18 protein-coding genes are annotated in these 19,391 nt (G+C 37.9%); 10 read left to right on the forward strand and 8 right to left on the reverse strand.

The features are described 5' to 3' along the window. The first annotated feature begins 24 nt into the window (after nucleotides 1-24). The 4 genes from IM793_RS07950 to IM793_RS07965 all read left to right on the forward strand — a co-directional run bounded on the left by IM793_RS07950 (nucleotide 25) and on the right by IM793_RS07965 (nucleotide 6,642). Complete coding sequence (locus IM793_RS07950; protein ID WP_193420492.1) at nucleotides 25-513, forward strand: cytidine deaminase; 489 nt, start codon at nucleotides 25-27, stop codon at nucleotides 511-513. Between the two features lie 1,107 nt (nucleotides 514-1,620). Next, nucleotides 1,621-4,518: a DNA gyrase/topoisomerase IV subunit A gene (locus IM793_RS07955; protein WP_193420493.1), complete on the forward strand. Its 2,898-nt coding sequence runs from the start codon at nucleotides 1,621-1,623 to the stop codon at nucleotides 4,516-4,518. 357 nt (nucleotides 4,519-4,875) lie between these two features. Further along, nucleotides 4,876-5,538: a nicotinamide riboside transporter PnuC gene (gene pnuC, locus IM793_RS07960; protein WP_193420494.1), complete on the forward strand. Its 663-nt coding sequence runs from the start codon at nucleotides 4,876-4,878 to the stop codon at nucleotides 5,536-5,538. Nucleotides 5,539-5,553: 15 nt separating this feature from the next. After that, nucleotides 5,554-6,642, forward strand: coding sequence for an acyl-CoA dehydrogenase family protein (locus IM793_RS07965; protein WP_193420495.1), 1,089 nt, complete (start codon nucleotides 5,554-5,556; stop codon nucleotides 6,640-6,642). Here IM793_RS07965 and msrA read toward each other — a convergent pair whose 3' ends face one another. From msrA to IM793_RS08000, 7 genes are all read right to left on the reverse strand, one after another. Beyond that, nucleotides 6,643-7,185: a peptide-methionine (S)-S-oxide reductase MsrA gene (gene msrA, locus IM793_RS07970; RefSeq protein WP_193420496.1), complete on the reverse strand. Its 543-nt coding sequence runs from the start codon at nucleotides 7,183-7,185 to the stop codon at nucleotides 6,643-6,645. It abuts the gene before it with no gap. A gap of 370 nt (nucleotides 7,186-7,555) precedes the next feature. Further along, nucleotides 7,556-8,605: a hypothetical protein gene (locus IM793_RS07975; RefSeq protein ID WP_193420497.1), complete on the reverse strand. Its 1,050-nt coding sequence runs from the start codon at nucleotides 8,603-8,605 to the stop codon at nucleotides 7,556-7,558. 90 nt (nucleotides 8,606-8,695) lie between these two features. After that, nucleotides 8,696-9,577, reverse strand: a complete 882-nt coding sequence (locus IM793_RS07980) for a class I SAM-dependent methyltransferase (protein WP_193420498.1) — start codon at nucleotides 9,575-9,577, stop codon at nucleotides 8,696-8,698. Further along, nucleotides 9,574-9,963: a type II toxin-antitoxin system VapC family toxin gene (locus IM793_RS07985; RefSeq protein ID WP_193420499.1), complete on the reverse strand. Its 390-nt coding sequence runs from the start codon at nucleotides 9,961-9,963 to the stop codon at nucleotides 9,574-9,576. Before IM793_RS07985 ends, IM793_RS07980 begins: the two co-directional genes overlap by 4 nt. Continuing rightward, nucleotides 9,963-10,205, reverse strand: coding sequence for a DUF2281 domain-containing protein (locus tag IM793_RS07990; RefSeq protein WP_193420500.1), 243 nt, complete (start codon nucleotides 10,203-10,205; stop codon nucleotides 9,963-9,965). Before IM793_RS07990 ends, IM793_RS07985 begins: the two co-directional genes overlap by 1 nt. Nucleotides 10,206-10,228: 23 nt before the next feature. Further along, complete coding sequence (locus IM793_RS07995) at nucleotides 10,229-10,981, reverse strand: ABC transporter ATP-binding protein (protein ID WP_086547603.1); 753 nt, start codon at nucleotides 10,979-10,981, stop codon at nucleotides 10,229-10,231. Next, entirely contained in the window at nucleotides 10,981-11,715 is a 735-nt protein-coding gene (locus IM793_RS08000; RefSeq protein WP_056851567.1) for an ABC transporter permease, read from the reverse strand. Before IM793_RS08000 ends, IM793_RS07995 begins: the two co-directional genes overlap by 1 nt. A gap of 147 nt (nucleotides 11,716-11,862) precedes the next feature. On the opposite strand from IM793_RS08000, the gene IM793_RS08005 reads away from it, so the two are divergent. From IM793_RS08005 to IM793_RS08030, 6 genes are all read left to right on the forward strand, one after another. Then, complete coding sequence (locus IM793_RS08005) at nucleotides 11,863-12,552, forward strand: SDR family oxidoreductase (protein WP_193420501.1); 690 nt, start codon at nucleotides 11,863-11,865, stop codon at nucleotides 12,550-12,552. A 19-nt stretch (nucleotides 12,553-12,571) separates the two neighbouring features. After that, on the forward strand, nucleotides 12,572-13,267 hold the full coding sequence (locus IM793_RS08010) for a PspC domain-containing protein (RefSeq protein WP_193420502.1): 696 nt from the start codon (nucleotides 12,572-12,574) through the stop codon (nucleotides 13,265-13,267). 5 nt (nucleotides 13,268-13,272) lie between these two features. Continuing rightward, nucleotides 13,273-14,262 (forward strand): LiaI-LiaF-like domain-containing protein, encoded by a 990-nt coding sequence (locus IM793_RS08015; RefSeq protein ID WP_193420503.1) that lies wholly within the window; start codon nucleotides 13,273-13,275, stop codon nucleotides 14,260-14,262. A 195-nt stretch (nucleotides 14,263-14,457) separates the two neighbouring features. After that, on the forward strand, nucleotides 14,458-15,096 hold the full coding sequence (locus tag IM793_RS08020; RefSeq protein ID WP_227256177.1) for an RDD family protein: 639 nt from the start codon (nucleotides 14,458-14,460) through the stop codon (nucleotides 15,094-15,096). A gap of 350 nt (nucleotides 15,097-15,446) precedes the next feature. Continuing rightward, nucleotides 15,447-17,426 carry a (E)-4-hydroxy-3-methylbut-2-enyl-diphosphate synthase gene (gene ispG, locus IM793_RS08025; RefSeq protein ID WP_193420504.1) on the forward strand — a complete coding sequence of 660 codons (1,980 nt, stop codon included), beginning with the start codon at nucleotides 15,447-15,449 and terminating at the stop codon, nucleotides 17,424-17,426. A gap of 238 nt (nucleotides 17,427-17,664) precedes the next feature. Next, complete coding sequence (locus tag IM793_RS08030) at nucleotides 17,665-18,939, forward strand: mechanosensitive ion channel family protein (protein ID WP_193420505.1); 1,275 nt, start codon at nucleotides 17,665-17,667, stop codon at nucleotides 18,937-18,939. Here the strand turns inward: IM793_RS08030 and IM793_RS08035 are convergent. Further along, the gene (locus IM793_RS08035) at nucleotides 18,936-19,385 is read right to left on the reverse strand and encodes a UPF0158 family protein (RefSeq protein ID WP_193420506.1); all 450 of its coding nucleotides are present in this window, start codon (nucleotides 19,383-19,385) and stop codon (nucleotides 18,936-18,938) included. The two genes, IM793_RS08030 and IM793_RS08035, sit on opposite strands and share 4 nt — an antisense overlap. Between the last annotated feature and the right edge of the window lie 6 nt (nucleotides 19,386-19,391).

Consider the following 19,391-nt stretch of genomic DNA (forward strand, 5'->3'; position numbering starts at 1 on the left):
TGGCGGTTTACTAATTAGTTACAAATGAATTCATTAAATCTAAATATATCTTTTGAACAATACGAAAGTATTACAGAATTAACATTGGCAGATAGAACCCTTTGCGAACTTTCAGAACAGGCTTTAAATACCTCTTATTCTCCCTATTCTAAATTTAGAGTTGGTACGGCAATCCGCCTGGCCTCAGGCGATACCGTTCTGGGCAGCAACCAGGAAAATTTAGCTTATCCATCTGGTCTTTGTGCAGAACGTGTAGCTCTTTTTAGCATCGGCGCTACCTACCCAAATGCAGTGATTGAAAGTATGGCTATTACTGCCCAAACGGATAACTTCGAGATATTAAAACCTGTTACCTCTTGTGGCGGCTGTTTGCAGGTGATGGCAGAGTTTGAACGTAAGCAAAATGCACCAATCGAGGTGATTTTTTATTGCTTAAACGGAGAGGTTTTAAAAGTACCGAGTGTAAAGAGTTTACTGCCTTTTTCATTTGTAGAGGATCGGTTGGAGCGATAGTGGCGAAAGAAAAATCGTCACCCTTTTAAAGGCTATCGTGTGGACACATCTTTTTGAGGTTGATTTTTTAGGCGTTTTGCTAGCTTCCTTAAATAATACCTTGTTTTAACCGAAGAACGCAGTCAATCCCAAGGGCCAGAGAAATCAAAAAAACAGTTGTAGGAAGGAACAAATAGCACTGCCAAACCTAGAACGCAGTGGTTTTGTGTTCATAGACGCTAATTTAAAGCTTTAAGAAATATTGAACACAAAACGAAGTGCCGCTGTTTTTTTGATGAGTGTAGGGTGTGTAAAAGGCCCATTGCTGGATTGACAGAGCGCTTTGGGTACTTTGGCACTCCAAAGTACCATGCCCCGCGGCATAGAGCGATAGAAGAATGTTTTACTTAATTGTGTCGACACGGATAAGGCATAGAGCGGAAAAAAATTAACTTTTATCTCCAAACTATAGTTTTTGAGATATCAAAGCTCGTTATTTAGCAGGAAAGATGCTGAAATAAATTCAGCATGACGATCGAATTAGAAATATGCGCTAAAACAAATACAGGCTAATGTAGATGTGTCGATAGCCTTTAAAGGGGTAAGGGGGATGATGTAGCGTTTACTATTTCTTGTTAGCCTTTGTAAACATAGGAGACAATTTAAGAAGAAGATGTAAGCTCTAAACATCAGCTGTGGATAGTTCTACGTTTTGCCACCCTAAATAGCACCACAAAACTATTTATCTAAACCGGATTGCAGGGGAGATCCTTTTTGCTGCCTTGGGCTGAGCTGGAGCATCAAAAAGATCGTATCGGAAAGCCGGATTAACACTTAACAAAACTTACGGAACCCTGCTTTCCAAATCAACATAACAAATTTAGATTTCGGCAGGTGAGACACCAGCCGATAGGATAAATTACAATATTATTTTCTAGAGATGGGTACCCAACGATCGTCATTTCGAGCGGAGTGCAGCGCAGTCGAGAAATCTATCTGGATAGATCTCTCCGTTCCACTTCGTTTCAGTCGAGATGACGACTTTTTAGATCTCAAAATGTGAATAACCTCTCTTCACTCTGTGTAATCATTTTTATTATATTTACGGCTGCCAATTTTTGTAGATAAATGAGTGAAGAATTAGATCAAAACGTAAACGAAGAGCACAAACATACCATAACCCCAATCAACGGTTTATACGAAAACTGGTTTCTCGATTATGCGTCTTATGTAATTCTCGACAGAGCAGTTCCACACATTAACGATGGTTTAAAGCCCGTTCAACGACGCATTATGCACTCTTTGAAAGAGATGGATGACGGGCGTTTTAATAAGGCGGCCAACGTAATCGGTAACACCATGAAATATCACCCGCATGGTGATGCATCTATTGGCGATGCGATGGTACAGATTGGTCAAAAGGATTTATTAATTGATATGCAGGGTAACTGGGGCGATCCGGTTACTGGCGATAGTGCTGCTGCACCCCGTTATATCGAGGCACGTTTATCAAAATTTGCCAACGATGTGGTGTTTAACCCTGATACTACCGAGTGGCAGTTAAGTTATGACGGGCGTAATAATGAACCAATAACTTTACCGGTTAAATTCCCTTTGTTATTGGCACAGGGTGCTGAGGGTATTGCCGTGGGTTTGGCTACCAAGGTAATGCCACACAATTTTATCGAATTGCTGGATGCCTCGATAGATGCGCTGAAAGGGGTGCGCCCAAATATATTACCCGATTTCTTTACGGGCGGGATGGCCGATTTCTCGAATTATAATGAAGGGCAGCGTGGTGGTAAAATCCGCGTTCGTGCGAAAATAACCGAGAAGGATAAAAAGACTTTGGTAATTACCGAAGTACCATTTAGCACCACCACTGGTTCTGTTATTGATAGTATTTTATCGGCCAATGATAAAGGCAAAATCAAGATTAAAAAGATTGAGGATAATACAGCGGCCAATGTAGAAATTGTAGTGCATCTGGCACCGGGTATTTCGCCTGATGTTACCATTGATGCATTGTATGCATTTACAGCTTGTGAGGTGTCGATTTCACCAAATACCTGTATTATTCAGGGTGATAAGCCACTCTTTTTGAGTGTGAACGATATCCTTATTGAAAATACCAAACACACTAAAAATTTATTAAAGAGAGAGCTGGAGATTCGCTTGCACGAGCTGCAGGAGAAAATTTTCTTTAGTTCTTTGCTTAAAATATTTATTCAGGAGGGGATGTACAAAAATCCTGAATATGAAAACTCATCTAATTTTGATACTGTAGTTGAGGTATTACATATTTTATTTGAGCCATTTAAACCATCGCTTTACCGCGAAATTTTACCTGAGGATTTTAAGAAGCTGATTGATAAGCCAATGAGTAGCATCACCCGTTTTGATGTGAAAAAAGCCGATGAGCAGATGAAAAACCTGGAAGATGAGATTAAAGTCGTTAAAAACCACTTAAAACATCTTACCGATTACGCGATTGCCTGGTACCAGAAATTATTGAGTAAATATGGAAAAGGAAGGGAGCGTAAAACCGAAATCCGTTTATTTGATCGGGTAGAAGCATCTAAAGTTGCATTGGCTAACGTAAAACTATATATGAACCGTGAGGATGGATTTATTGGATCAGGTTTACGTAAGGATGAATTTGTGGCTGATTGTTCGGATATAGACGAGGTAATTGTTTTCCGCGAAGATGGTAAATGTATCATCACCAAGGTGGCTGATAAGACCTTTGTAGGTAAAGGTATTATTCACGCCCAGGTTTTTAAGAAAAATGATGAGCGTACCATTTACAACATGGTTTATAAAGATGGTGCCAGCGGTACATCTTATATTAAAAGGTTTGCCGTAGTTGGGGTAACACGCGATAAGGAATACGATTTAACCAAAGGATCTAAAGGTTCGAAGGTTTTATATTTTACTGCCAACCCGAATGGTGAGGCGGAAATTGTGAATGTTGCCTTGAAACCGCATTCTAAATTGCGTAAACTTCAGTTCGATCAGGATTTTGCAGAAGTGGCCATTAAAGGACGTGGATCGCAGGGGAATATCATTTCAAAATATCCGGTTAAGAAGATCATTTTGAAGAGTAAGGGTGTTTCTACCTTATCGGGTCTGAAGATCTGGTACGATGATTTATTGAAACGCTTAAATGTTGATGGTCGTGGAAAATACCTGGGCGAATTTGATGGTGATGACCGCATTTTACAGGTACATAAAGATGGTTACTATGAGTTAAGTTCTTTCGAACTGAGCAATCACTTTGATGATGGATTAATCCTGATTCAGAAGTTTGATCCTGAACAGATTTTTGCCGCTGTTCATTTTGAAGGCAAAGCGCAGAACTATTTTATTAAACGTTTTGTATTCGAACTACAAGCTAACGGGAGGAAAACCATTTTTATCAGTGAGGAGCAGAAATCGAAGTTGCTGTACCTTACTTCAAATCCGGCAGCGAAAATTATCGTCGATGTTTTAAAAGGTAAAACCCAGATTCCGGAAACGTTGGATTTAACCTTAGCTGAATTGATTGATGTTAAAGGATTAAAAGCAAATGGTAATCGATTATCGCCACATGATGTACAGAAAGTGGTATTAGAAGAGCCTGAAGTGGCTGTTGAAGAACCTGAAGAAACCAGTGTTGATGAAAATGAGGATGATGGCATAACAGCTAATGAGGCGGTTAATAATGAAGAAACGGCAACTGATACTGAAGCCAATGATGCTACAATTACGGATGAAGCTGTTGCAACGCAGCTAAAGCCTAAATTTGAACGTGCAGAATCGCCTGTAGTTAAAGCGGATAAGCCAGAGGTAAAAGAAAAACCTGTTGCAGTAGAAAAGCCAGTAGTAGAAAAAACAAAGCCAGCAGCCGAACCTGTTAAAAAGGAAGAGGTTAAAACCGAAGAGAAACCTGAGTTAGAAGAAAAACCTGCTAAAAAGATAGATTTCGAAATTACCAATCCGGATGATATTGATATTGACGATAAGGGGCAGTTGGGCTTGTTTTAAATAGACTTGAGAGTTGTCAACTTTAATGGCCTGGTGGCAAGAAAGTTGACAACTCTTCGTATTTCAACCAAAACATTTCATTTTTAAAGCTATATTTGCCATGCTCAAAGGGGTGCTTTTTGATGTTGCAATTTCTGTTGCCATCAATTTGCTGAGATTATACCCATTTAGAGGTTTAAGCCAAAAGGTTTAAGGTATAGGGTTTGACCTTATGCCCTATACCTCAAACCTTACACCTTCTAATGAACCTGATGCGGGTAATGCCGCCGTAGGAAGAGGTTAAAATTTACAAAACTGTTTCGCCCTGAAAACAGTAGCTAATTGTTTTTTTACCGGCTGCAAAGCAAATTATTGTAAATGAATTTTCAAGATTGGTTTAAGCTTTTTCAGGAGCAAATTTTACACACCTCATTAATCGAATGGCTCGCTGTTGGTTTCGGCGTATCTGAAGTTTTATTAGCAAAGAAAAATAGTATCTGGCTTTATCCAACAGGGATTATTTCTATTTTATTGGTGATGAGCTTACTATATAGAGCGAATTTATATGCAGAAATTGTACTGAATGTTTATTATTTGGTAATGAGCGTGTATGGTTGGCTAATTTGGAAAAATCAGGAAAATCATCACCATAGGGAGGTTCTATGGTCAACAAGAAAAGAATTACTTATAGCTGTTTTAATTTCTGTAATAGGGTTTGGAATTTTCTACACCGCTCTAATCAATTTGCCTGAACATTTTGTGATTGCTAAAATAGATATTTTCTTTACCAAATCGGATGTTCCAATCGCAGATGCCTTTGTTTCTGCTACTGCCTGGGCAGGCATGTGGCTGTTGGCCAAACGGAAAATAGAAAACTGGATATTCCTTAATATTTCGAATATTGTGGCCATTCCGTTGCTATTTCATAAAAAGCTTCCGCTTATGGCCTGTTTAACTACGTTTTTGTTCGTCGTAGCTATATTTGGATTTTTTGACTGGAAGAAAATTATTAAAAAAGCAAACTCAAGTTGGCTTAATTAGATTCTATAAAAAAACATGAGTGAAACATTAGCAACTACCTGGCAGGAAAAAGTAAAAGATTATGCCGCACTTTCTGAAAAAATGGGTAAACTTCATCCCGAAATTTTAGAACTGGCCTATCAGGAAAACTGGTTTAAACTTTTTGTACCCGAAATTTATGGAGGACCAAACAAAAAGCTCCCTGAAATTTTAAGACTGGAAGAAGAATTAGCAGAAGCCGACGGAAGTTTAGGTTGGACCATTACACTTTGTGCCGGTGCAGGCTGGTTTGCAGGGTTTTTAAATCCCGAATTGGCCGCAGAGATTTTTGCGAATCCCCAAGTTTGTTTTGCCGGAAGTGGTGCTGTTGGTGGTGTGGCCATTAAAACGCAAACTGGTTATCTGCTCAATGGAAAATGGAGTTATGCCAGTGGTGCATTACACGCCACTATATTTACCGCTAACTGTACACTTAAAAACGAAAATGGTGATGACATTTTGGATGAAAATGGAGAACCGGAAATTAAGTCATTCATCCTTAAAAAAGAGGAAGTAAATATTTTACCTGGTTGGTCTTACTTTGGTTTAATAGCCACAGGGAGCCATGCTTTTGAAGTTTGCGATTTAAAGGTTGAAGAAAATCGTGCCTTTAAAATTAACCAGCAAATTGAAGTGGCCGATTCTGGCTTTGACTATCCCTTTTTGCAGCTCGCAGAAACCACGTTAACGGTAAATAGTTTAGGGATGACCAATCATTTTATTAAGCTGGTAGAGCAATCATTTTACTCCCGTTCCGGGTTAGGAAGATATAGCGAAGCACAAATTTTGTTTTTTAATCATGAACTTAACCGCTGCAAAGAAGAAGTGTTAAGCCTTCGTGCAAAATTCTATTATAATTTTGATGCGTCCTGGAATCAGTTAATGAGTAATGGAGAAATTACTGATGACAAACTAAGCGAGGTAAGTTCAATCAGCCGTAAATTGGTCCATACCTGTTGGAAATCGGCAGCTACTTTATTTCCATACTGTGGCCTGGAGGCTGCAAAGAAGGAATCAGAAATTAACAGGGTTTGGAGAGATATTCATACAGCTAGTCAGCATGCTTTACTTACTTTCGAAATTTAATTATTCCAAAAGCTCTGGTTTAATTTTATCTCTAAAATCAGTAGCAAACTTATTCAGTTTTGGTTGTATTACAAATGCGCAATAAGGTTTTCCCTGGTTGTTGCTAAAGTAGTTCTGATGGTAGTCCTCAGCCTCATAAAATTCGGCTACAGGACAAACTTCTGTTGTAATGGGCTTATCGAAAATTTGCTGTTTGGTTAAATCTTCGATCATTTTCTCCGTCAGTTTTCTCTGATCTTCATTTTTGTAAAACACTACCGATCTGTATTGCGTACCCACATCATTACCTTGTCTATTCAGGGTTGTTGGGTTGTGGGTTTTAAAGAATACCAATAACAACTCACTAAACGAAATTACGCTCTCGTCAAACGTAATTTGAATTACTTCTGCGTGTCCGGTGTTGCCATTACAAATTTCCATATAAGTAGGATGCTTTAAATCTCCTCCCATGTAGCCTGATGTAACCTGGCTTACCCCATTCAATGTCTGAAAAACGGCTTCGGTACACCAAAAACAGCCTCCGCCAAATGTTGCTATTTGCATATCCTACATATATAAAATCTGTTCCAATTTTTGGATCAATCAAAAAAAAGACATTTTTTTGATATTACAGTATAGTTAAAGATTAATTATTCCTGGGTGTTTTAAGGAAGACATGTTTTATATAAAACCTAAAAATCTTTCTCTTAAATATACGCAAAGACATTTAATATTCCCCTAATTTTTGAAAGTCACGGCGCGACGCTAAAACTAGATAGAAATATTTCAATAAACGCTGGTCTTAGCATCTCGCAAAGAAATTTATTATTTTCTAATTTTTTGAAAGTCGTAGCGTGATGCTACGACTTGATATGCTTTTTCCAACTGGGAAGCAAATAAAAAAAGCCTGTAATCGTAATTACAGGCTTCAGTTTTATTGATATTGGATATATATCGGTTTTGGTTTAAGCTTTAATAGCTCTTCCGGAGTCATTAACCGTTTAGGCTCTTTCTTCAGATCATTTTTATAAAACAGCTTAAATCCAGTAAACTGTACAGGCTCGCCCTGTATAAAGTGGCGGTAGGTACCTATTTTTAAATCGGGTTCGCCCCATCCATCCATATGCATTACCACCTGCACTTCAGGACGTAATTTAATGTTAGCTGAGTTGGTTACCATTTTCTTTGTAAAGCGGTGCAATACAAATACTTTTGGAGGCAAATTGTGTTTTTTAACAATATCGGCCAGGTACTGCGTTACATAATTTACATCTGCAGCATCATAAGTACCGATTTTTCTGCCAGGTAATGAACCATCCTTCATTGAAAATTCCGGGTCGATACCTAAATGTACATAAGGCAGTTCAAGATATTTTTCGATGTGCGGTAATTCTGCTTTTATAGTACTTAAAGCCACCTGAAGATCTAAAAATACAATTGTGTTGGGTTGCATTTTGGCAATTTTTAAAACAGAATCGATCTGTTTATTGCCCATCCTGTTGATATATTTTCCATCTTTCCCAGGTGTTCCACTTGCTACTGCGGCAATGTAATGTAATCCTGGTTGTACAGGGGTGGTAGGATCAGCCTTTTCCCAATGTTTAACCTCAGCATTTAACCGTTTCCACATTTCTTTAGGCGCATACTCGCCAAGAGCGCCCATTTTTTTTGAATGCAGGTTTCCATAATAAACAACAATGCGTTTAAACGGTAAAATAGCCCCAGCTAAAGGATATGGTTGTTTTTTTACCGGCCATCTTCCGGTAGTATCTCCATTTGCCAGTTTTTTTACTAACGAATCGTAAAGTTTTGGATCAACCGGTTTCATTACGTTTACGGTCGAGTCGGTTTTCTTTTTAGTGGTATCAGATGAGAAGATTTTACCAATGCCGCCACTGCTCTTACCGTCTGAATTACAGTTGGCAAATAAGCTGATTGCGGCAAAACCAAGTATTAGGGTGCCTGCTAATTGAGGGAATTTCATAGAATATATTAGATAATTAAAATTTAGTCTTTTTCCGGACCGATGAAAGTAGGACGGAAATCTGATAGTTTAAAATAAAGTAATTAACATTTACACATTACAGAATTTACCGAAAACGCCTAATGGCAATTTAATGCCTGATGTAGCCTGTAGAAACAATTCTCCTGTTTCGAGATTTTTAACCGAAGGAAAAGAAGTACGGATTAAATTTTCAACAATTACCGAAGAAAAACCAAGGGAGTAGGTATTTAAGATTAAGAAATGTTCTTTTTCATCTAATAATTGTACTACATCCTGCATCATTTCCTGGATATGGTCTTCGAGTTTCCACTTTTCGCCATTAGGACCGTGGCCATAAGCTGGTGGGTCTAGAATAATACCATTGTATTTTTTGCCCCTTTTTAATTCTTTCTTTACAAATTTTAATGCATCCTCAACCATCCAACGGGTATCTTTCAATCCTGAAAGCTCCTGGTTTTCATTTGCCCAGGTAACAACCTGTTTAATCGAATCAACATGGGTAGTTTCTGCACCTGCTGCATTGGCAATTAGTGATGCGGCACCGGTGTAGGCGAAAAGATTTAAAACTTTAGGCTGTGGTGTTTTAAATTTTTTAATCGATGAAGATATGAAATCCCAGTTTACTGCCTGCTCGGGGAATACGCCCACGTGTTTAAAAGACGTTAAACCTAAGCGGAGTTTAATGGCCACTTCATCATTTTTATATTCTACATGCCAACGATCAGGAATAGATTGGTTTTTCTTTACCCATTCGCCCGAAGTAGCCGAACGGCCCCTGAAAGTGATGTTGGCCGTTTTTTTCCAATCCTGTTCTGAGTATGTTTTTTTCCATACCGCCTGAGGCTCAGGACGGATAAGGGTTACATTTCCAAAACGTTCTAATTTTTCAAAATCCCCGCAATCAATCAGTTCATAATCTTTCCAATGAGTTGGGGCAAGTAATTGTATCATGTATTAAATAACTTTAAATTTGGGTAATTTATAATGTATTGATCGTCAGTTATCAAAGTGAGATTGTCTGCTAATGCCTGTGCAATAATCAATCTGTCAAATGGGTCTCTATGGATCAAAGGCAAAGCCAAATACCTGTCAAGATGTTGTTTTTGGATATTCAATACTGATATACTGAAATTATTTATTACCTCATACATCTCTTCCAGGTTTCTGGTAATAATCAGTTTTCCTATGTTAAGCTTTATAATGATTTCCCATAAACTGGCAATGCTTATAAATTTTTCATTTTCAGAATCAATAATGCTGTTTATTGTTGACTGATCAAGATTATGATCTTCATTAATTAATGAAATGAAAATATGCGTATCGAGTAAAAGACGCATTACATATAATCTTTTAAATCGTCTATTGGATCATTAAAATCTTTAGGAATGATAAATAAGCCTTTTGCAGCACCATACAAGCTTTTTGGTTCTTCGACAATATTTGTTTTTTCGTTTTCCGATTTAGGAAAGCTCTTCGAATGTTTGACTTTTAAAAAATCAATAAAATCTTCTACCTCGTTTACCATGCTTTCTGGTAAGGTTTCTAATTTGTGAATGATATTTTTTGTAGCCGCAGTCATAATAAACAAATATAAGAATTTTCTTAAAACTTATCTTTTGCAGCCTTCATGAAGCGGCTGGCAAATACGAAATCGTTTAGTTCCTTAATGTCTGTATGTGCAATTTCTTTATTACTACCTTCCCAGAATTTTTTTCCTTCGTGTAAGAACAAAATGTAATCGCCGATACCCATAACCGAGTTCATATCGTGTGTTACTACAATGGTTGTGGTTTTGTATTCTTCGGTAATTTCCTGAATTAACTCATCAATTACGATCGAAGTTTTTGGATCTAAACCTGAGTTAGGCTCATCACAGAACAAATATTTTGGGTTCATAGAAATGGCACGTGCAATACCCACACGTTTTTTCATTCCACCAGATAATTCTGCCGGGAATAATTTGTTTTTACCCGCAAGGTTTACCCGTTCTAAACAAAAATCAACTCTTTCCAGCTTTTCTTTTCTGCTTTGATCAGTAAACATGTTTAATGGAAACATGATGTTTTCTTCAACAGTCATACTATCGAACAGGGCAGAGCCTTGAAACAACATGCCAATTTCTTTACGTACTTCAATACGTTGCTCGTAAGTCATTGGTGTAAAATCGCGGCCATCGTACAATACCGAGCCCGAATCTGGCTGATGCAAACCAACCATGCATTTCAGTAAAGTAGTTTTTCCTGATCCGGAACCACCAATAATTAAATTGGTTACACCTTCTTCAAACTTTCCGGAAATACCTTGCAATACATCATTTCCGGAGAAAGATTTATAAATATCTTTAATTTCGATCATTACAATAAAAGTTGAGTAACTAAATAATCGCAAACAAGAATAGAGATACAGCTAATTACAACTGCTCTGGTACTGGCCTGCGAAACTTCTAAAGCACCGCCACGAACATAAAAACCTTCATACGCCGGAACTGATGTAATGATGAATCCAAATACGAAAGCTTTTACTAGTGCTACTACGATGGTATAAGGATTAAAATCAGTGGTAATACCCTGAATATATTCTGAAGGTGTAACCGCCCCAGAAATAGAACCGCCAATATATCCACCGCTTATACTTAAAAACATAGAAATGATCACCAACATGGGTACCATGGTTATGCCCGAAATAATTTTAGGAAGAATAAGGTAGCCAGGTGCGTTTATACCCATAATTTCTAAAGCGTCAATCTGTTCAGTAACACGCATCGAACCAATTTCTGATGAAATGGCTGATCCTATTTTTCCTGCCAGAACAATTGCACTAATAGTTGGACTTAACTCTAAGATGCTGGAGTCGCGGTTTACAGAACCGATAATTGTTTTTGGAATAAAATCACTAACCAACTGGAAAGCAATTTGTAAAGTCATTACTGCACCTATAAAAGTAGAGATAATGGCAATTAAACCTAAAGAGCCTACACCAACATAATCCATTTGTTTGGCGATTTCTTTCAGGTATATTTTCAGTTTTTCCGGCTTTCTGAATACAGACTTGAGTAGCAGGATGTATCTGCCGAAATTGGTAAAATTCATTCCGTATGTATTTGCTTAATTTAAATGATCGTTCTATACTACTACAAAGAAACGATAAAAAAGTTGGAGCGCTTTGTTAATTGTAAAAATATTCGTGGTTTTGAATATAAATATGGTTTTTTGTCAACAAAAATTAAACCATAAATAATGAAAGCTGTAATTACGGGTGCAACTAAAGGAATTGGCAGAGCTATTGCGACTAAATTTGCTCAAAATGGATACGATTTAATTTTGGTAGCAAGGGGGGTAGATGAACTCAAAAAGTTTCGGCAGGAATTAATTCCTTATGGGAATGCTGTTTTTACGCATTCAGCTGATTGTTCGGTTAAAGAAGAAGTATATAATTTTTTAAATTCGACCAATGTAGATTTTGATCACGTAACCGTTTTAGTAAACAACGTGGGAATCTTTTTGCCTGGCAGCATGCTTGATGAGGATGACGAAACCTTCGAAAAGCAACAGCACTTAAACACAAATGCCTGTTATTACATCAGTAAATTTTTTGGGAAAAAAATGCGTTCAGCTCAGCGAGGCCATATATTTAACATCTGTTCGGTCGCCAGTAAAGTACCTGTAAAAAATGGAGGCAGTTATAGTGTAACAAAAGCAGCGATGTTAAGTCTTAATCATGTATTGCGGCAAGAGTTAGCACCTCACAATGTTAAAGTAACTGCATTTTTGCCAGGCTCTACTAAAACTTCATCCTGGGAGGGAACAACAATTCCCGATGAAAAATTTGTACAGCCAGAAGATATTGCAGAAACTTTGTTTACCATTTTAAACTTAAGTAAAGGGGTAAATGTAGATGAGGTTTTGATTACCCCGCTTGATTTTTAAACACAAAATGAACAACGTTATGGAAAAGAAGCTTTTTAGAAACGAACACGATAAGATGATTGCCGGTGTAGCTTCGGGACTTGCAGATTACATGCAGGTGGAGGTTACCATAATTAGGTTATTGTTTGCATTATCGGCAATATTTATGGCTGGAGGAGGCTTGGTTGCCTATATTATAATGTGGATTATTGTTCCGGTTAATAACGATCCGGCGGCAAGATTCTCAAAATTTAATGATTACTTCGGTAATAAAAACCCAAATCCACAACCATTTGGAACAGCCGATCCCTTTGCCGGACCTGCTAATCAGGAAAATCAGAATTGGACACAACCTGTGGACGGTACACAGAAAACACCTTTTGAAACGCAGCCCAATTTCGACAAATTCAATAAATCTAATGATACTGGTCGCACGATAGGCGGATTGGTGCTGCTCGTAGTAGGATGTTTTTTCCTGATGCGAGAAATGGATTTTATACCTGATTGGTTTAGCATCCGCAACTTATTCAGGTACATGTGGCCGTTAATATTTATTGCTTTAGGCATAAGTATCATAGCCAAATCAAAAAGAAAGAATGACTGGGCGGCTTTTCAGCACCAACAGGAAGCTGAGCAACAAAAAACAGCTGATTTTTCTGAAACCATTGAAGAAAATGAACCTGCGACACCAGTTAACAAAGATGATAATTCAACATCCGCTAACCCTCAAGTATAATTAAAATGAAATTAGATAGATTAATCTGGGGTATTATCCTGCTTTTTATTGGCGGTGTACTTCTACTCGAAAACTTTGGCGTAATCACTTTTTATTGGCGCAATGTTTGGAGCTTTTGGCCGGTATTCTTAATTATAGCAGGCTTAAATATCCTGTTTAATAAAAACAATTCGCAAACAGGCAGCATCATTTCTCTTGGTGTTTTAGTGGTGGCCCTGTCGTTCCTTTTTTATAAAGGCCAACAGGTTCCCGAACACGGCAGTTGGTGGGGTCGTCAATTTAAAAAAGATGTCGACATTAATATTGAACACAATAATGACGACAACGATAACGACGACGATGATCATGATAACGACACATCATATAATCACTTAAGTTTATCTGAACCATTTGTAGCTGCAGATAATGCAAAAAAAACGGTATTAAATATTTCCGGAGGTGGCATCTCTTTTAATCTTGATGGTGAAACAGCTGAGTTGATCAATGCAGATGTAAAGAAAAAACATGGCAACTTTTCTTTAAAGAAAGTCCTTACTGATAGTGCTACCGTGCTTACGTTCCAAATGGACGATAAAAAGAATAAATGGAATTTTGGTGATGGTGGTAACGATGTTGACTTCAAATTAAATAAAGAAGCCAACTGGGATATATTGATGAAACTGGGGGCTGGCGAAGCAAACTTTGACTTTGCCAATTACAAAGTACGTACTTTCCGATTTGATGGTGGAGCTGCAGCTTTGGATATTAAATTCGGAGATTTATTGCCAATAACCGATGTAATCGTAAAATCGGGTGTTGCCGATGTTAAAATCAAAGTTCCTACTAACTCAGGCTGCAGGATTAGAACCAAAACAGGTTTATCAGCTAAAGATTTCGATGGATTTGAGAAATTGAGCGATGGTGTTTACGAAACTTCTAATTATAAAACTTCCGCTAAAAAAATCTTTATCAATTTAGATGGCGGATTGAGTAACTTTGAGGTAAGCAGATATTAGGAAGGTAGAAGGTTTTAAGGTGGAGGGCGTAAGGCTTAGACTTCGCTAACTGAAGTCTTAATAGAGTTTTTGATCCTGCAATCCTAAAATCCAAACAATCCTGATCCTATCTAATGAATCCTGATATAAAGGCAGAAGGTTTTAAGGTGGAGGGTGTAAGGCTTTAGTCGGTCTAACTTTTATAAAACGCTGATCTTGAAATCTTATAATCCAATGAATCCTGATAAAGAAAAAGTATATATAGTTGTAATTAATGGTAAGCCACAAGGGCCGTATAGTTTAAACGAACTGAAAGATTTAAACATCAGTGCGAATACTTTTATACGCAAACCTGGAATGGACGATTATAAAGAAGCTCATGCAATTCCCGAATTGCGTGAGCTTTTAGGTTTTAGCTATCAAAAAACTGCACCTCAATATTTCGCCGCTTTTGATCAAAGATTATTGGCATCAGTAATTGATCATTTTATTATTTTTGGAATATATAGCATCATTATTTTAACGAGTTATATTTTTATTGAAGGAAAAGATCAGCGGATTATGGCTTTTCTGATCCCATTCCCATCCATATTTATTATAAAACTCATTTATGGCAGTATTGCAGAGGCATCAGCCGGTCAGGCCACCATTGGTAAAAAACTGCTCAATATTAAAGTAACTGATTTAGAAGGAAGCCGGATTTCTTTTGGTATTTCCTTGGTAAGGAATTTTTCTAAAATCTTATCTGTAATTCCTATTTTTTTTGGTTATTTATATAGCTTTTTGAATAAGAAAAACCAGTGCTGGCATGATATTGCTGCAAATACTTTGGTCATAAAAGATAGATTGATCTGATTAGAAAAGCAAGATTATCACATCTATTTTCGTTACCCGGGCTGTCCGCTATATCTTTGGCTGTCCTTCGACTCTAATCTAGCTGACAGCAAAAGGATGCCGCTTCCATCCCGTTTATGAAACTTAGGCCAGTGCAATGATGCTAAACCCACCCACCGTTAAAAATAAACCCGATCAAAGCGGGATGCCGATATTTCCATCGGCAGAAGCTGGAGCGGGCTACATTTTCCAAGTAATATTGCTCTCCCGTTTCCAAAAACAAAAGCTTTGATTTTCTGAAATAATCAGGCCGATTTAATTACAACATTCCAACATTAAAACATTCCAACAATCCTTATCTTTGCAAACAGATGGAAAATATATTGGCAAAACATGATCTGGCTGGCGGATATTGCAACAGTTTAACCACTTATTCGAGGTATTTAACCCGGGAAGTAAACATTGGTGATATCGCATTGGGGGGGCACAATCCGATCCGTATACAATCGATGACCACTACCGATACCATGGATACTTTGGGTACGGTAGAACAGACGATCCGCATGGTAGAATCGGGTTGCGAATATGTTCGCATCACCGCACCTAGCATTAAAGAAGCCGAAAATCTGGCTAATATTAAAAAAGAACTGCGTTTTCGAGGTTATAATGTGCCGCTAATTGCTGATATCCATTTTACACCAAATGCTGCCGAAATGGCCGCCAGGATTGTAGAAAAGGTGCGTGTTAACCCAGGTAACTACGCCGATAAAAAGAAATTCGAAAATATAGAATATACACAGGATGCTTATAACGCAGAGCTGGCCAGGATTTACAAAAAGTTTATCCCTTTAGTTAAAATCTGTAAAGAGTATGGTACGGCCATGCGCATCGGTACCAATCATGGTTCATTATCTGACAGGATTATGAGCCATTACGGCGATACACCCCGCGGAATGGTTGAATCGGCAATGGAGTTTATCCGCATGTGCGAAGACCAGAATTACTATAACCTGGTAATTTCGATGAAAGCCAGCAATACCCAGGTGATGGTTCAGGCTTATCGCTTACTGGTAGAAACCATGGCTAAAGAGGGCATGAATTATCCTTTGCATTTAGGCGTTACAGAAGCTGGTGACGGCGAAGATGGCCGCATTAAATCGGCCGTTGGTATTGGAACTTTATTAGAAGATGGACTGGGCGATACCATTCGTGTTTCCCTAACCGAAGATCCTGAATTTGAAGCACCCGTAGCTAAAGCTTTGGCAGACCGCTATGCTTTGAGGAGTCCGAAGTCCGAAGTCGAAAATCCGGAGTCGATTAATTCACACCCAACGCCTCACGTCCCACGCCCAACTTACTCTCCTTATGAATACAACCGCCGCATTACCACTCCGGTTCAGCACATTGGTGGTGGTCACCATCCGGTTGTAATGATTGATGTTTCGAAAGAAAATTTAAAAGATCCTTACTTTTTAAGTTCGGTTGGTTATAACTATAGTGCAGGTTTAGATAAATATAACTTGGCCGATCAGGCTTGCGATTTAGCTTATTTAGGTGATAATTTACCTTCTTTCTCTTTTCCGGGAAATTTAAAACAGGTTTATAATTATCAAGCCTGGTTAAAACTTAACGATAAAAACAATTGCCATCCTTTATTTACGCTTGCAGAATATGATTCAGCGGATGTTAAAGATGAATTTTTGAATTTTTTACAGATTGATTCAAAACAATTTAGCAATACAACAATTGCACAATTGGATAGTACGGTTGTTTTAATTCTAGAGACTTCTGCAATACATGGCATGGCCGAGCAAAGGGCCTTTTTTGTAGCCCTGCAAGAACAAAAAAATCAGGTTCCGATAATTATTAAAAGGACTTACCAGGATGCAGATGCTGATCATTTAATGCTTTATGCCGCTACCGATATTGGTGCTTTATTTACTGATGGTTTTGGCGACGGCATATGGATTGACGCACAAGGGCAAAATCTCTCGTTGATCAACTCAACCAGTTTTGGAATTTTACAGGCAACACGTACACGCATCAGTAAAACAGAATATATTTCTTGCCCAAGTTGTGGAAGAACACTTTTCGATCTACAAGAAACCACACAACTCATCCGATCGCGTACCGATCATTTAAAAGGTATCAAAATTGGTATCATGGGCTGTATTGTTAATGGTCCGGGCGAAATGGCTGATGCCGATTACGGTTATGTTGGCACCGGACCTGATAAAATTACTTTATACCGTGGTAAAGAGGTGGTAAAGAAAAATGTGACTACGGCTTATGCTTTGGATGAACTCATCGATATCATTAAAGGTGATGGAAACTGGGTAGAAAAGAATTAATAGGAAAGAGGTTTAATAGCTCCGTGGTCTGTGCCTCACAGACCACTATACTTTCATTTTTAGCGCAGCGAATAATCTATATCCTGGTAGCACCGAATTACAAACTATGGCGCCATTATCAATACTAGCATAGTTTTAACAGCACCAATATTCTCACAGCAGATTCTTCATTGCATTCAGAATGACAAAGACCAGAGCAACATTAAATTTTCTGACCAATAAATACTAAATTGCCTAGATGAATATCCCCGAGTTTCAATACCTGTTTAGTGAACTTAGAAACGGGCTGGCTGGTAAAGGCTTTGTCGGTAGTGAACTTGTTTATTCTTATTTTTTCATCGGACTGGTAGGCGTTACGTTATTCTTATTTATCACTATTTTTGTAACTCGACAGGCTTTTATCGTTGTCGTAAAAAGTGCCAAAACCAAATCCGATTGGCAAAAGGCGTTGTTCGAGTTTAGGGTTTTTAGGGCATTTGCCCTAATATTTGGAGCATACATTATTCATAATGTTGTTCCTTATCTTTTTATTGATTTTAAAAACGGGTTATTTTATGCTTTAATATTTGCTAAAATCTACATGGTTTTAGCTGTAATGTTTGCTGTAAATGCATTTCTGAATGCTTTGGTGTCCATTATGGAATCATCAAAGAAATATGCTGATAAGCCCATAAGGAGTTACAAACAGGTAGCCAAAATTGTGTTTTATATTGTTGGCTTCGTGTTAATTCTATCAATTATTCTAGGTGAATCACCCCTATATGTATTTGGTGGTTTCGGTGCCGTTACTGCTGTTTTTATCCTTGTTTTCAGAGACCCGATTTTAGGTTTTGTAGCTTCTGTACAAATGAGTGCCATCGATCTGGTAAGGGTAGGCGATTGGATTACAGTAGAAAAATACGGCGCCGATGGCGAAGTAACAGAGATTAATTTAACTACCATTAAAGTACGTAACTGGGATAAAACGGTAACCATTGTGCCTAGTTATGCTATTGTAAGTGAGTCGTTCAAAAATTGGCGTGCCATGGAAGAAAGTGAGGGCAGGAGGATTAAGCGCCACATTAACATTAAAATTTCCAGTATTAAATTCTGCGATGAGGAACTGATCGGGAGGCTACAGAGCATCGATTTTTTAAAGGATTATCTGAAAGAAACTCAAACTTTTATTGAACGTTATAACGCCGAAAATACGGTAAACCCAAATAACTTGGTTAACGGTCGCCACATGACCAATATTGGTACTTTCAGGGTTTATGCTGAAAAATACCTCGAAAGCAATCCGCATATCAATAAGGAACTCACCTTTATGGTACGCCAGTTACAGGCTACAGAAAACGGATTACCGATTGAAATTTATGTATTCTCGAAAGAGAAAGGTTTAAAACGTTTTGAAGAAGTGGCTGCCGATATTTTTGACCACTTGTTGGCTGCGGTTCCCTATTTTGATTTGGAGATTTTCCAAAGCCCTAGTGGAAGTGATATGCGTAATTTTGTAAGGAGAGGGGATGATTAATCATCCCCGGCGTTCTCTAGCATAATAATATCTTCAATCCTGTCCTTTACATACTCAATCATTTTTTGATTTTTAAAATCAAACCACAGCTGTCGGTAATCTCCTGAATTATCTATTTCATATTTAAATTCTCTGAAAGGTTTTCTTTTATTAAGTGCCTCGATTAGTGTAACTTTTATCCGTGTATTATCGGGTAACTCATCTGTGAAATCTTTCATAAACCTAAAAGACTCAGTCGAATCTGGTTTTTCAATTTCCTTATACTCACTTGAATTTATTTTTAACTCTTTTATATCCTCGTCCCATGCATCATTGTCGGCAGGATCAAAGCCTTCGTCGTTTGGTATAAAAATCAGGCTGTTATTTTTAATGTTCCAGTGGCATACGAAACCGCAATCGATTGTGTCTGCAATTTCTTTAATTTGTTCTGAGGTTAAAGCAGTCATAACATT

It is taken from the genome of Pedobacter sp. MR2016-19, assembly GCF_014947265.1.
In the GTDB taxonomy this organism is placed as follows: domain Bacteria; phylum Bacteroidota; class Bacteroidia; order Sphingobacteriales; family Sphingobacteriaceae; genus Pedobacter.

What these genes read in the sequence shown, in the direction of transcription:
- IM793_RS07950 (WP_193420492.1), top strand. Translation starts at nt 25, where the DNA reads ATGAATTCATTAAATCTAAATATATCTTTTGAACAATACGAAAGTATT.
- IM793_RS07955 (WP_193420493.1), top strand. Translation starts at nt 1,621, where the DNA reads ATGAGTGAAGAATTAGATCAAAACGTAAACGAAGAGCACAAACATACC.
- pnuC (WP_193420494.1), top strand. Translation starts at nt 4,876, where the DNA reads ATGAATTTTCAAGATTGGTTTAAGCTTTTTCAGGAGCAAATTTTACAC.
- IM793_RS07965 (WP_193420495.1), top strand. Translation starts at nt 5,554, where the DNA reads ATGAGTGAAACATTAGCAACTACCTGGCAGGAAAAAGTAAAAGATTAT.
- msrA (WP_193420496.1), bottom strand. Translation starts at nt 7,185, where the DNA reads ATGCAAATAGCAACATTTGGCGGAGGCTGTTTTTGGTGTACCGAAGCC.
- IM793_RS07975 (WP_193420497.1), bottom strand. Translation starts at nt 8,605, where the DNA reads ATGAAATTCCCTCAATTAGCAGGCACCCTAATACTTGGTTTTGCCGCA.
- IM793_RS07980 (WP_193420498.1), bottom strand. Translation starts at nt 9,577, where the DNA reads ATGATACAATTACTTGCCCCAACTCATTGGAAAGATTATGAACTGATT.
- IM793_RS07985 (WP_193420499.1), bottom strand. Translation starts at nt 9,963, where the DNA reads ATGCGTCTTTTACTCGATACGCATATTTTCATTTCATTAATTAATGAA.
- IM793_RS07990 (WP_193420500.1), bottom strand. Translation starts at nt 10,205, where the DNA reads ATGACTGCGGCTACAAAAAATATCATTCACAAATTAGAAACCTTACCA.
- IM793_RS07995 (WP_086547603.1), bottom strand. Translation starts at nt 10,981, where the DNA reads ATGATCGAAATTAAAGATATTTATAAATCTTTCTCCGGAAATGATGTA.
- IM793_RS08000 (WP_056851567.1), bottom strand. Translation starts at nt 11,715, where the DNA reads ATGAATTTTACCAATTTCGGCAGATACATCCTGCTACTCAAGTCTGTA.
- IM793_RS08005 (WP_193420501.1), top strand. Translation starts at nt 11,863, where the DNA reads ATGAAAGCTGTAATTACGGGTGCAACTAAAGGAATTGGCAGAGCTATT.
- IM793_RS08010 (WP_193420502.1), top strand. Translation starts at nt 12,572, where the DNA reads ATGGAAAAGAAGCTTTTTAGAAACGAACACGATAAGATGATTGCCGGT.
- IM793_RS08015 (WP_193420503.1), top strand. Translation starts at nt 13,273, where the DNA reads ATGAAATTAGATAGATTAATCTGGGGTATTATCCTGCTTTTTATTGGC.
- ispG (WP_193420504.1), top strand. Translation starts at nt 15,447, where the DNA reads ATGGAAAATATATTGGCAAAACATGATCTGGCTGGCGGATATTGCAAC.
- IM793_RS08030 (WP_193420505.1), top strand. Translation starts at nt 17,665, where the DNA reads ATGAATATCCCCGAGTTTCAATACCTGTTTAGTGAACTTAGAAACGGG.
- IM793_RS08035 (WP_193420506.1), bottom strand. Translation starts at nt 19,385, where the DNA reads ATGACTGCTTTAACCTCAGAACAAATTAAAGAAATTGCAGACACAATC.